This is a genomic window from Paenibacillus sp. LK1 (assembly GCF_002750415.1).
Lineage (GTDB): Bacteria > Bacillota > Bacilli > Paenibacillales > Paenibacillaceae > Paenibacillus > Paenibacillus taichungensis.
Window position 1 is genome coordinate 206,238 of sequence record NZ_PEII01000008.1, and the last position, 14,554, is coordinate 220,791.

General features: G+C 51.6%; 7 protein-coding genes. All 7 read left to right on the plus strand.

The window, feature by feature from the left end; translation table 11 throughout:
• Positions 1-36 precede the first annotated feature (36 nt).
• The 7 genes from CS562_RS19015 to CS562_RS19045 all read left to right on the plus strand — a co-directional run bounded on the left by CS562_RS19015 (position 37) and on the right by CS562_RS19045 (position 14,546).
• Positions 37-1,083, plus strand: coding sequence for an ABC transporter substrate-binding protein (locus CS562_RS19015; protein ID WP_099857914.1), 1,047 nt, complete (start codon positions 37-39; stop codon positions 1,081-1,083).
• 302 nt (positions 1,084-1,385) lie between these two features.
• Positions 1,386-2,246, plus strand: a complete 861-nt coding sequence (locus CS562_RS19020; RefSeq protein WP_099857915.1) for an alpha/beta hydrolase — start codon at positions 1,386-1,388, stop codon at positions 2,244-2,246.
• A gap of 168 nt (positions 2,247-2,414) precedes the next feature.
• A complete protein-coding gene (locus tag CS562_RS19025; protein WP_099857916.1) occupies positions 2,415-3,200 on the plus strand; it encodes a 2,3-dihydro-2,3-dihydroxybenzoate dehydrogenase in 786 nt (261 codons plus the stop codon).
• A gap of 23 nt (positions 3,201-3,223) precedes the next feature.
• Positions 3,224-4,558, plus strand: a complete 1,335-nt coding sequence (gene dhbC, locus CS562_RS19030; protein ID WP_099857917.1) for an isochorismate synthase DhbC — start codon at positions 3,224-3,226, stop codon at positions 4,556-4,558.
• Between the two features lie 3 nt (positions 4,559-4,561).
• Positions 4,562-6,175, plus strand: coding sequence for a (2,3-dihydroxybenzoyl)adenylate synthase (locus tag CS562_RS19035; protein ID WP_099858002.1), 1,614 nt, complete (start codon positions 4,562-4,564; stop codon positions 6,173-6,175).
• 86 nt (positions 6,176-6,261) lie between these two features.
• The gene (locus CS562_RS19040; RefSeq protein WP_099857918.1) at positions 6,262-7,311 is read left to right on the plus strand and encodes an isochorismatase family protein; all 1,050 of its coding nucleotides are present in this window, start codon (positions 6,262-6,264) and stop codon (positions 7,309-7,311) included.
• Positions 7,308-14,546 carry an amino acid adenylation domain-containing protein gene (locus tag CS562_RS19045; RefSeq protein WP_257219543.1) on the plus strand — a complete coding sequence of 2,413 codons (7,239 nt, stop codon included), beginning with the start codon at positions 7,308-7,310 and terminating at the stop codon, positions 14,544-14,546. Before CS562_RS19040 ends, CS562_RS19045 begins: the two co-directional genes overlap by 4 nt.
• The last annotated feature ends 8 nt before the right edge of the window (positions 14,547-14,554 follow it).

The window sequence follows — 14,554 nt, forward strand, 5'->3', positions numbered from 1 at the left end:
TATCTAAATGAGAATGTTTATCAAGGGGGATATGTCATGTTTCAACAGAAAAAAGGTAACGGACACCGTTCCGTTCGTCCATTTCGTAGTGCCGGATTCTCGGCCTTGCTCGTACTGGTATTGATTACGGGTTTGCTATCTGCCTGTGGCTCAAAATCAGAAAATGAGGGGGAAGCACAGAAAGAGCAGCCAACGACGGAGGCTTCGACCACGGCCTCATCAGGGACTGCTGTAACCGAAGAGAACACGGAAGAAACCAAAGGAGAACGAACTGTCAAAGACGATCTGGGACATGATGTTATTGTTCCTGAGCATACGGAGCGTGTTTTTGCACCTTATCTGGAAGACTCTCTGCTGACACTGGGTGTCAAACCGGTAGCTCAATGGGCGAGTGGTACGCAAGGTCATGTTTACCTTAAGGACCAGTTGAGCGGAGTTCCAACACTGGATTTCTCCAGTGGTTTGCCTTCTCCTGAAGCACTAATGGCGTACAATCCGGATTTTATTATTCTACACACGGCCCAATATGCCGAGAACGGTGTATATGAGAGTTATTCGAAAATTGCACCAACCTACGTATTTACGAATGCTTCGGGTGATGTCGAGAAGTCTTTGCAGGTAATTGGTGATCTGCTGGGCAAAACGGCTGAGGCCGAAAAAGCCATTGCAACGTATCATGCGAAGGTAGACGATGCTAAGGCCAAGCTCGCCAAAGTTACCGAGGGCAAGAAAGCAGCGATCATTCGTTTTGCACCTCGTGGGATCAGTATGATGGGTGGTAACTACTTTAGTGGTTACGTGGTATATCAGCAATTGGGACTTGGCAAACCAACACTGGTACAAACGGAGAACAGCGCAACGGTATCGACCGAGGTGTTGCCTGAGATTGATGCCGACTTTATTTTCACGGTGGAACAGGGTCCGGGGAGCATGAAGGAAATGACAGATACAAAAGTATGGAACAGCATGCCAGCCGTTAAAGCTGGACATGTGTACGCAGTAGAGCCAGCTCCGTGGCTGGGCGGCGGATTGATTGCTTACGGTCATGTCATTGACGACACGTTGAAGGCGTTAACGCAATAATAGAGGCAATCTATTGATGTATTGATCACAATATGAGAAATGTAGCTCCCTGCGGAGTGCCAGAAACCGGACAAATTCCAGCGTTTCAGGTATTCCGTGAGGGAGTTTTTTTATTTTGGGGTAACCAAGTCAGTTACAGAAATGTGGGAATATGGAGATAATCAAAATCATTTCTGGATATCGTCCATGGGACAGCCGGATTTACTCTTTTATAATTGGTAATGAGAATCAATCTCATATAAAACATGTGTAGTTCAGTATTCAACTTATATACGCAGAACAACGAGGAGGAACCATCCGTAATGACGTTTCAGCCCAATCAACCCGCATCTGGCACCCTTGAACATATCGCACGCAGTACCGTACAGATTCCACGCGCCGAACAATGGACGATGAAATCACGCCACGGCAATCATGCCTATCAGATCATGGTATTCCAACCGGCAGAAGCGCCACCGCCTTCGGGGTATCCGGTGATCTATCTGCTGGATGCCAACTCGGTGTTTGGCACGATGGTCGAAGCTGTTCGTGTACAGGGCCGCAGACCGGAGAAGACAGGAGCACTTCCGGCCATTGTTGTTGGCATTGGGTATCCAACGGCGGGCCCTTTTTCGCCGCACCGTTACTATGACTTTACCCCGCAGGCCACAACGGAATATACCCAGAATTCGGACGGAACACCTTTACCGAAACAGGGTGGAGCCGATGAATTCTTGCAGTTTATCGAAGAAGAGCTGAAGCCGGATATGGAACAGCAGTATCGGATTGACCGGAGCAGACAGGCTATTTTTGGCCATTCCCTTGGTGGATTGTTCGTATTGCATACGCTGTTCAAGAAACCAGAAGCTTTTCGCTATTACATTGCGGGTAGCCCTTCCCTTCACTGGAACCAGAACGTCATGCTGGCGGAGGAACAGGAATTTGTCGCACGGCTGGAAGAGCATCCCGTGAACGTCAATGTGTGGATTGGCATGGGTGAACAGGAGAAGACGCATCCTGCCCGCAACAATGATAAAGCTTCGAGTCTTACAGAACGGTTATCTGCGCTGAATCAGCCGGGTCTGGACATTAAATATACCGAGTTTGAAGAAGAAAACCATGTATCCGTATTGCCATTTCTGATTAGTCGTGCGATTCGTTTTGCCTGCAGCCCGGAGTCGTAGAAGGGAAGAGGCGACAGTATTTCTCAATTAGAGGTATCGGTATGGGAGATTGGGCGAAAGGCAAGTGGAGTGAAATGTTATGGATTTACGGATGATCCAATCAGATTCAGCAGGATAACATATCTCTCCAAACAGGAGAGGGAGCAGTGATGCAAGGGAGGAACAGGAGTGAGTTACACAGGAATTGATGGAAAAGTAGCCGTAGTCACCGGTGCTGCACAAGGCATTGGTGAAGCCGTGGCGAGATTGCTTGCCGAGCAAGGCGCTATTGTTGCAGCTGTCGATATACGAGAGGATCAGTTGAATCAACTGGTCACAGATCTGCATAGTCAGGGTCATCAGGCAACAGCCTTTCCTGTGGACATATCTAATCATCAATCCGTTGAAGATGCAATCCAGCGTATTGAGGAGACATTAGGTCCGATTGGCATTCTGGTGAATGCAGCGGGAGTACTATACACGGGGGCTGTGAGTGAGCTCCGTGATGAAGAGTGGACAAGAACTTTTGACGTGAATACACATGGTGTATTTTACATGTCACGTGCTGTGGTGCGTTACATGGCCGAACGTCAATCAGGGGCGATTGTTACTGTCGGTTCAAATGCTTCTGGCGTGCCCCGGATGCACATGTCTGCCTACGTGGCCTCCAAAGCGGCTTCAACCATGTTCACCAAATGTTTGGCGCTTGAATACGCCTCAGACCATATCCGCTGTAACATTGTATCTCCAGGTTCGACGGATACCGATATGCAGCGTGCATTGTGGGCAGATGAGCAGGGAGCACAGGCCGTTATCGCCGGTTCCCAGCAAGCATACCGACTGGGCATACCACTGAACAGGCTGGCGTTACCATCGGATATAGCGGATAGTGTGCTTTTTTTGGTATCGGATCAGGCTAGACATATTACGATGCATAACTTGTGTGTGGACGGAGGCGCCACGCTAGGTGCCTGAATCAAGATAAGGAGATGATAATCATGTCAAAAGCGGGTACGGTTGCTGCAACTTCCGCCTTACACCTTCTGGAACAATATCGGGAGGGGACGTCCTTTTTCTGGTCTTCACCGCAACATACCCTGTTAGCTCAAGGGGGGCAGATTCGATGGTCTGCCATGGAGGTATCGGAAGAGAATACAACTGATTTCATGGGCGCGGTTAATGTTAATGAACAAAAGCGGAATGAAGAAACGCAGCTTTTCATTAACCAGATGGAGCAGTTGATGGAAAAGGCAAGACGCTCGGGCCAAACGAAACCGATTGTGGTCGGCGCCATTCCGTTCGATCCGATACATTCTTCTGCAGAGCTATTCGTGCCAGAGAAGATCCAATGGGCTGAACCCCTATCCCCGGACTCCAGAGCAGTGGTGGAAAAACGCCCGGCCGCAGTGGGTTGTGAGGTGCGTGAAGAACCTGCCGGAGCCATATTCCAGCAAAGTGTAAACAACGTTTTGAGGGATCTGAATCAAGGCGTTCTCCACAAAGTGGTGTTATCCCGTACACTTCATGTGACTTCACAGGCGTTGGTGAACACGCATCAGTTACTCCGTAATTTGTTCAGGGATAACACACACGGATATACATTTGCTGTTCCGATGACGAAACTCTCTCTAGAAAAAAGTAATATAACAACGGATAAACGCGCTGACGTGGAGACGGAAAAAGAAACTCATCGGACTTATATCGGAGCGAGTCCCGAATTGCTGGTTACCCGGAAAGGGTCCAAAGTGAGAGCCAATCCACTCGCCGGGTCTGCTGCCCGGAGTGATGATCCGGCTGAGGACCGTCGCCGTGCAGAAGCACTGCTGGCTTCCGCCAAAGATCGCCATGAACATGCAGTAGTCATTGAGGCTGTGGCGGAAGCGCTGCGTCCGTTGTGTAAGCAGCTATCCGTCCCGGCAGAACCCTCCTTGATCCAAACACGAACCATGTGGCACTTATCTACGGAAATTCACGGGGAGCTTGCTAATGTGAACACATCATCACTGGAACTTGCGTTTGCTCTCCACCCTACACCAGCAATTTGTGGAACGCCTGTACAGGCCGCTCGGGATGCCATCCGAGAACAGGAACCGTTTGAACGGGGATTATTCACCGGCATGGTGGGCTGGTGTGACAGTGAGGGTGACGGCGAGTGGGCTGTAACGATCCGATGTGCGGAAGTGGAAGGGAATACGCTTAAACTGTTCGCTGGCGCGGGTATTGTGGCAGGTTCTACAGCCGAAGCAGAGCTGGCAGAGACCTCAGCCAAATTCGGAACAATGCTGCTCGCCATGGGTTTGGATTCATCTGTGTCCAGTATGAAGGAGGAATGAATGATGCTGTCAGGATTTCAGGCCTGGCCTGAGGAAGTTGCCGAACGTTATCGTCAGGAAGGCTGCTGGGAAGGAATTACGTTTGGAGAAATGCTCCGCAAGCGCGCAGAACGATATGGCAATCGAGTAGCCGTTATCAGTGGTGAACAACAATTAACCTATGCGGAGCTGAACGATCGGGTGGATCGTCTGGCCGCTGGCTTATATGCCAAAGGAATACGACAGCATGATCGAGTTATTATCCAGCTGCCCAATATTACGGCGTTTATCGAGGTGTGTTTTGCCTTATTCCGCATTGGTGCACTGCCTGTATATGCACTTCCCTTACATCGGAAGAGTGAGATTACGTATTTTGCCCGTTTCTCTGAGGCCGTAGCATACGTGATACCTGATCAGGATGGAGGGTTTGATTACCGCACACTGGCCGAAGAGGTTCAGGCAGAGGTTCCGGGACTTCGGCATGTATTCGTGGCGGGAGAAGCGGGGCGATTTACGGCTTTGGAGGATGTTTATACAGCACCAGTCACACTGCCGGATGAGCCAGTTTCTTCGGATGTTGCTTTTCTACAGTTGTCTGGTGGAAGTACCGGGCTGTCCAAAATGATTCCCCGCACTCATGATGACTACATCTACAGTTTGCGGAGAAGTGTGGAAGTCTGCGGACTTACCCCAGATAGTGTCTACCTGGCCGTTCTGCCTATAGCACATAACTATCCCATGAGCTCACCCGGCTTTCTGGGTACGCTGTATGCGGGTGGAACCATTGTACTGTCACGCGGGTCCAGCCCGGATGAAGCTTTTCCACTCATTATGCGCCATAAGGTGACCATAACGGCTCTTGTACCACCACTTGCACTCATATGGTTGAATGCGGCGGCTACCCGGGGGATTAAACTTCCTTCACTTGAGGTGCTTCAGGTTGGTGGAGCCAAATTCAGCGCCGAGGTGGCTGCACGTGTCCAACCCGTCCTAGGCTGCACCTTACAGCAAGTGTTCGGCATGGCGGAGGGGCTGGTGAACTACACCCGTCTGGATGATCCGTTGCATGTGATTGTTAACACTCAGGGCAAGCCGATGTCTCCGTATGATGAAGTACGAATTGTGGATGACGAGGACATGGAAGTGGGACAAGGACAATCGGGGCATTTACTGACAAGAGGGCCTTATACGATTCGAGGTTACTACAAGGCTGACGAACATAATGCCAGATCGTTTACCACGGACGGTTTCTATCGTACCGGAGATATTGCCAGTCTTACGGCTGATGGATATCTCGTTGTGGAAGGACGGGCGAAGGATCAAATCAACCGTGGCGGCGACAAAGTGGCTGCCGAGGAAGTGGAAAATCATCTGCTGGCCCATCCTGCCGTACATGATGCGGCATTAGTATCCATGCCGGATGAATATCTGGGCGAGCGCTCCTGTGCATTTATCGTGCCGAGCGGTGAAGCTCCGTCAGCTGCCGAAGTGAAATCTTTTCTGCGTAACCGGGGCCTGGCGAGCTATAAAATACCGGATCGGATTGAGTTTGTGCAGTCTTTTCCCAAAACTCAAGTTGGCAAAGTAAGCAAAAAAGCGTTGCGTGAGATGATTACGGCTAAACAGCCCATCTCCTGATTGTAACGACTGATAGATAGCCACTGTACACTGTAGCGCAGTGATGAACATGATTGTGATAAATAAAGCTGAAAAGAGGGATATTCATGGCACTTCCAAAGATTCAACCCTATGCAATGCCTGTAGAGTCGGAGCTTCCTGTTAACAAGGTAACATGGACACCGGATACGAAGCGCTCGGTACTCCTGATCCATGATATGCAGCAATATTTTATGAACGCCTTTACGGCAGGACAATCCCCTGTTGTGGAGCTGATCGATCATATTTCACAACTTCGTTCAAAGTGTCATGAGCTGGGCATTCCGGTGGTCTACTCCGCACAACCGGGCGGACAGACTCCGGAGCAGCGCGGGTTACAGCTGGACTTTTGGGGTGCGGGAATAGATGGAGGACCTGTGCAAAAAGAAATTATTGATGCGCTCGCACCCGCTCCGCAAGATACGTTCATGACCAAATGGCGATATAGCGCCTTCCAGAAAACAGACCTGTTTGAACTAATGCAAAGGGATGGCCGCGATCAACTAATCGTTTGCGGTATTTATGCTCATATCGGATGTCTGATGACCTCTTGTGAAGCTTTTATGAGAGACATTCAGGCGTTCCTGGTTGCGGATGCAGTAGCTGATTTCTCGGCGGAAAAACATCGCATGGCCCTGACGTATGCAGCAGAAAGGTGCGCGGTAACACTGACAACCGGACGTTTACTTGAATCGCTAAATGATTCTGCCGCTGACGGAAATGAAGGAGCACTGAAATCCGAAGTGGGTGAGCAAGGGGAGCGCTCCTATGCTGCATCTGCTCAGGTGGCTGTATCGGAGGCTGAGCAGCAAACGGCATCCGCAGCAGAGCCAATTCAGGACGGAAGTCATGGCGTTGAACAAGTCACGTTGGAAGTATTGAGAAATCAGGTCGGAGAGATGCTCCAGGAGCAGCCTGGCAACATTGGAGAGCACGATGATCTGATTCAGATGTGGGGACTGGATTCCATTCGTATTATGAGTCTGGCTGAGCGCTTTCGAGTGGAAGGAGCGGGGGTAACGTTCGTGGATCTGGCGGAGCTGCCTACATTGGCTGCATGGGCAGCATTGCTGGATAAGGCCAAAAATAAGGTGCTCCCGAACGGAGACTACTTTTGAGCGGGGCCGTGCATACGTCGCACAGTCGGGACACGGCTTGGCCCCTGTCCTCTGCACAGTCCGGCATCTGGTTCGCTCAGCAGTTGAATCCGGACAATCCGATGTACAATACCGCCGAGTATGTGATCATCGAGGGTAGAGTAGACAAAGGACGCTTCGAAGAAAGTGTGCGACAGACCGTTTCGGAAGCAGAGTCGCTGAATATGGTTTATGGCGAAAATGAACAAGGTCCATGGCAGTCGTTGAACAGAAACCCGAATCATTGGACATTTCATGTCATCGACGTGAGGGAGGAATCGGAGCCCCACACAGCAGCACTAAACTGGATGAAAAAGGATCTGGCCAATCCCGTCAATCTGGCGACAGGTCCACTCTTCACGGAGGCATTGTTCCAGGTGAGCCATGATTGTTATTACTGGTACCAACGCATCCATCATATCGCGATTGACGGATACGGCGTTTCGCTGATTACCCGCAGGGTGGCGAGCCTATACTCTGCAAGGGTAAGAGGAGAAGGTGTAGATCAAGTCCAGCAGGGGGCGTCGTTTGGCTCATGGATGGCCGTTCTTCAGGAAGACGAGGCTTATCTTGGATCAGTGGACAAAGTGCAGGATCGTCAGTTCTGGATGGATCGGTATGCAGACGAACCGGATGTTGTCAGTCTGGGGGAACGTGCTCCGCGAACCTCTACCTACTTCCTGAGACAGAGTGGCCTGTTTACACAACCGCAGCGCGAGCAAATGCAGGCGGCAGCGGCAAGGTTCGGTGTGACCTGGCCGGATTTGTTTGTAGCGGCAACGGCCATTTACGTTCACCGAATGACAGGGGCGACCGATGTTGTGCTGGCCCTGCCCGTGATGTGCCGATTGGGATCAACTTCCCTGCGGGTTCCGGGTATGGTCATGAATGTGCTTCCGCTGCGTCTCAACGTAGAGTCGGATCTGACCGTGTCAGAGTTGCTGAAACAGGTTATGCAGGAGATTCGGGCGGTACGAAAGCATCAACGCTATCGGCACCAGGATCTGCGGCGTGATCTGAAGCTGCTTGGAGAGAATCGTCGCCTGTTCGGACCCATGATTAATGTCATGCCATTCCACCATGAATTAAACTTTGCAGGGCAGCGCGGCATGATTCACAACCTGTCCACGGGCCCGGTAGACGATCTGTCCATTCATGTGGTGGACCAAGGGCATGGTCATGGGCTGAGTATTGATTTTGATGCGAATCCGTCTATCTACAATGATTCCGAACTGCAGAACCATCAGCTTCGTTATATGCAGCTGCTGAACTTGGTAATGCAGGAAGGCATGGAGACGGAGACGGTGGGACGACTGGAATTGCTGCTCCCTGCCGAACGTGAACAAGTATTGGTGACATGGAATGGAACGGGAGGGGTGACTGCCGATAGCAATTCAGCAGCACTGTTTGAACAGCAGGTCCGCCGCACACCTTCTGCAACGGCGCTGACATTCGAAGGGGAGTCCCTGACATATGCGGAGTTGAATGAACGAGCGAATCAGTTGGCTCATGAATTGATACAACGATATCAGGCAGGACCGGAACAGCGGGTGGCCATTGCTCTGCCTCGTTCGCTCGAAGTGGTCATCGCCATTGTGGCTGTCCACAAAACGGGGGCCGCCTATCTGCCGCTTGACCCTGACTATCCCGAAGAGCGTCTGATCTACATGTTGGATGATGCCAAGCCTGCTTGTGTGGTGACGATGATGGACCATGTTTCCAGTCTGCCGACAATATCCAGTGTACCGATGATGGTCATGGATGAACCGAATACTGCTACGGCAGTGAGTCGCCGTCCTGGAAGTAATCCCGAAGGTGAAGATCTGACAAGTACAGCTTCTCTGCACAATCCTTCGTATATTATCTACACTTCAGGCTCCACAGGTAAGCCCAAGGGCGTAGCCGTAACCCATCTGGGGCTGGCGAATCTGCTTGAGGATATGAAGACGAGACTACAGGTTGGTCCGCAGGACCACTGGCTGTCGGTGACTACGATTGCTTTTGACATATCCGTACTGGAAGTATTTCTGCCGCTTACGACGGGTGCCCGGCTGGATATTGCACACAAAGAGACGATTCTTGATCCGGTAGCTCTGGCTGGGAAGATGAGAGAGCTGGGAACCACCATCATGCAGGCTACGCCTACGTTATGGCAGTCTTTGGTGACGAGCCGGCCAGGGCGATTCGATGGGCTAACCTTGATTACTGGAGGAGAGGCGCTGACGGAGGAACTGAAGCTTTCTTTGCAGGAACTGGGGTGTCACGTCAATAACCAGTACGGCCCAACCGAGACAACCATTTATTCCACAGCTGCCTCGTTCGACACAGGGGAAATGGGGAAACCGTCGATTGGTGGTCCGGTTCGCAACACGCAGCTATATGTGCTGGATCAAGGCTTAAAGCCAGTACCCTCGGGTGTAGTAGGGGAACTCTATATCGCAGGCGAAGGGCTTGCGCGCGGGTATTTGGGCAGGCCTGATCTGACTGCAGAACGCTTTGTAGCCAATCCCTTCGGTCAGCCAGGCAGTCGGATGTACCGTACAGGAGATTTGGCGAAATGGCTGCCGGATGGTTCTATCGATTATTTGGGTCGTGCAGATCATCAGATCAAAATTAGAGGTTTCCGGATAGAACTGGGCGAGATTGAATCGGTAATCTCCAGGTATCCTGGCGTAGCTCAGGTCACGGTCATGGCTCGCGAAGACCAACCGGGAAACCAGCGATTGGCAGCGTACGTAGTGGGTGAGTCTGAACTCGAGAATCGTATGGATCTGGCAGAACTAAGAGCTTACGTGGCGGATGCGTTGCCGGATTATATGGTGCCTGCTGCATTCACACTACTGCCTGAGATGCCGTTGACACCGAATAAAAAGATCGATCGCAAACAGCTTCCTGTGCCTACTTTGCTGTCCAATGCCAATGGACGGGAGGCGCGCACGCCACAAGAAGAAATTCTATGCAGTCTGTTCGCTGAGATTCTTGGTGTTGGTCGTGTGGGCATTGACGATGATTTCTTTGAACTGGGTGGGCACTCCCTGCTGGCTGGACGAATTACAGCACGTATCCGTGATGTATTCGGTGCAGATCTAACGATCGGCAATGTATTTGAAGCTCCAACCGCAGCAGGCCTAGCCAAACGATTGGATCAGGCGAAATCGGTGAGACCTGTTATTCAGCCTGTTTCACGTCAGGGGGAGCTTCCGCTCTCCTTTGCCCAGCGGAGGTTGTGGTTCATGTATTGTCTGGAAGGCGCCAATCCGACGTATAACATTCCGCTGGTTGCCCGGTTGGCCGGGAAGCTGGATACGGATGCTCTGGAGAACGCCCTGCAGGATATTGTAGACCGTCATGAGACATTACGAACGTTGTATCCGCCTGAAATGGGTTCTGCGAGCCAGCATATTCTGAATGCTGCTGACGTCAAAGTGAAATTGAATATAACCGCTGCTACGGAGCAGGAGCTTCCCGAGCTTCTGACAGAAGCGTCACGCTACAGTTTCCAGCTTTCCACTGAACCAGGCATTCGTGCCGAGTTGTTCAGAATCGGCGCTGATGAGCATGTGCTGTTGTTGCTGCTGCATCATATTGCCGGGGATGGATGGTCATTGTCACCGCTCATCCGCGATCTGTCGGTGGCTTATGCATCACGCTTGCGGGGTTCTTCACCTGCCTGGGAGCCGCTGCGCATTCAATATGCCGACTATGCGGTGTGGCAGGAGAGATTGCTAGGGAATGAGAAACAGCAGGACAGTCTGATTGCAAGACAGATGGAATTCTGGAGCAACCAGCTGGCCCATTTACCGGAGCAGGTTACATTCCCTACGGATTACGCACGTCCAGTCGTGTCCAGTTATCGCGGTGGGTCAGTGCCTTTTACGATCAGTCAACGTTTGCATGAGCAATTAATGATCATCGCACGTGAGAATAAAGTCAGCCTGTTCATGGTGCTGCACTCGGCACTGTCCTTGCTGCTTACCCGAATGGGTGCAGGAACGGATATTGCGATAGGAACACCGATTGCCGGACGGAGCGATGATGCGCTGGATGAAGTCGTAGGTATGTTCATTAACACCCTTGTGCTGCGTACAGATACTTCAGGTGATCCAACATTCCGTGAGCTGCTGGCTCGTGTGCGGGAAGTCGATCTGGCTGCATATGAACATCAGAATCTGCCCTTTGAACGGTTGGTTGAAGTATTAAATCCGCCTCGGTCGCGTTCCAAACATCCGCTGTTCCAAGTGATGCTTGTGCTGCAAAATACACCGGATATTCGTCTTGATCTACCGGGTATTGCGGCGGAAACCTGCATGCATGGTGTGGGTTCATCCAAATTTGATCTAACCCTTGAGCTGACAGAGCAGCGTGAGCATAATGGATCTCCAGGCGGAATTGAAGGTGTGCTGGAATATAGTGCAGATCTCTTCCGGGAGTCTACTGCAGGTGAACTTGTGGTCCGATTGATGCAGGTGCTTGAAGATGCAGTGCAGCAGTTGGATGAGCGAATCAGCAGATTTCATGTCGTGACCCCAACAGAGCAGGCCCAGCTTGAAAAAGAATGGTCCTTTACGCTGAGTGAGGATGCACAACTGACCATAGCCGAGCGCTTTGAGATACAAGCAGCTGCTCATCCGGAAGCGACTGCCATGACCTGTGAGGATATCACCTTGAATTACAGGGAGCTGAATGCAAGAGCCAATCAGCTTGCCAGATTACTGATCGCTCAAGGCGTGGCACCGGAACAAATGGTTGCGCTAGCCTTGCCTCGTTCCGTTGAAATGGTTGTGGGCATTCTCGCTGTGCTAAAAGCAGGAGCCGCTTATCTACCACTTGACCCCAATTATCCGGCAGATCGGTTGACACATATGCTGACAGATGCAGCACCGAAAGTAATGGTAACGAGTACAGAGGTATACACCTTGCTTCCGCAGGTGGCAGAAATTCAGTGTATTAATATGGACGATTTGCATACTTTGCAGCAATTGGAGATGCTGGATGATCGAAACCCTGCGGATAGTGAACGCAATGGGCGTGTAACACCTCTGAACCCGGCTTACATGATCTATACCTCGGGTTCGACAGGCAAGCCTAAAGGGGTCGTTATTCCGCATGCCAATGTCATCCGTTTATTGGATGCCACGCAGCACTGGTTCCATTTTGACGCGAGTGATGTATGGACCTTGTTCCACTCCTATGCATTTGACTTCTCCGTATGGGAAATCTGGGGACCGCTGCTGCATGGAGGGCGATTAGTCGTTGTTCCTCATGAGATTAGCCGTTCACCTGGAGCGTTCCTGCAGTTGCTTGCTGAGCAAAAGGTGACCGTATTGAACCAGACGCCATCCGCATTCTACCAACTCATGCAGGCTGACAGGGAAAATCCGGCCTGGGGACAGCAGCTTGCACTCCGTTATGTCATTTTTGGAGGTGAGGCACTGGAGCTTGGGCGCTTGGATGATTGGTATGAACGTCATGCTGATGATGCGCCAAGACTCATTAATATGTATGGCATCACTGAGACGACGGTTCATGTCAGCTACCAGGAACTGCATGCAGGCAGTTCTACGGAAGGCGCGAGCAGCTGGATTGGATGCGCCATACCGGATCTTCGGGTATATGTGTTGGATGATCAGCTTGAGCCTGTACCAACAGGAGTAACCGGAGAGATGTATGTAGCCGGAGCGGGTCTGGCTCGTGGTTATTGGAAACGACCTGATCTTACAGCTGAGCGATTCGTTGCTGATCCATACGGTCCACCAGGCACACGTATGTACCGGACAGGAGATCTGGCGAAGCGTCTGCATGATGGCTCGCTTGATTATTTGGGGCGGGCGGATCAGCAGGTGAAAATACGGGGATTCCGCATTGAGCTTGGCGAGATTGAAGCGGTGCTGGCAAGGCATTCAAGCGTGGCACAGGCTGCTGTAATTGTCCGTGAGGACCAGCCGGGGGATAAACGTCTTGTAGCTTATATCGTTCCGGCTTCGGACACAGGGACGATACCGGAATCGACTGCCTTGCGTCGTCATGCGTCTGCCAGCCTTCCGGATTATATGGTTCCATCTGCGGTTGTAGCGATGGAGAGCCTGCCGCTTACAGCTAATGGAAAGCTCGATCGCAAGGCACTGCCCGCACCGGAAATGCAATTAACGACAGGTGGCAGAGCGCCTCGCAACCCGCAGGAGGAGATCCTCTGTGATTTGTTTGCCGAAGTATTGGGCATGCGGAGTGTGAGTATTGATGACAGTTTCTTCGAGCTGGGTGGCCATTCGTTACTGGCTGTTCGCTTGATGAGCCGCATTCGTGAAGCGATGGGAAGGGAGCCGGGCATCGGCATTTTGTTCGAAACAGCTACCGTAGCGGGACTAGCGGAGCGACTGGAGATGGATTCGGATTCCGGAAAAAGCTCGCTTCATGTGCTGTTGCCGCTCAGAACGCATGGGGAGCATCTGCCTATATTCTGTGTCCATCCTGCAGGAGGACTTAGCTGGTGTTATGCCGGGCTGATGAAACATCTGGGCATGGAATTTCCGCTCTATGGGTTACAGGCCAGAGGAATTGCTGAGCACGAGGAACTTCCGTCTACACTGGAAGATATGACAGCAGACTACATCCGCCATATCCGCTCGGTACAGCCTGAGGGACCTTACCGTCTGCTGGGCTGGTCTCTCGGAGGTAACGTAGCCCAGGCTATGGCGGTACAACTGCAATCGGAAGGGGAAGAAGTGGAGTTTCTCGCCATGCTGGATGCGTATCCGAGCCACTATCTGCCGATTCGCGGAGAACCGGATGAGGAAGAAGCCTTAACGGCATTGCTTGCACTGGGTGGTTATGATCCGGACAGCATTGGGGATGGGCCGCTGGATATGGCAACGGCTATGCGCATATTGCGCAGTGAGGGCAGTGCACTGGCAAGTTTGGACGAAGATACGATCATGAAGCTGCGGAAGACCTATGAAAATTCCGTACGGATCTTGGGGGCCTATACGCCATCCCGATTCGAGGGGGATCTGATCTTCTTCCGTTCCACCATTATTCCGGACTGGTTTGACCCGATTGAACCGGAAATGTGGAATGCGTATATCGGGGGCCAATTGGAACGTCATGATATCGCTTGCCGTCACAAAGACCTCTGTCAGCCTGGACCGCTGGAGGAAATCTGCCGAACACTGGCCGCCAAGCTGGAAGAGCTGAACAAGCGCGAAATTCAACATAAATAGGAGGATAA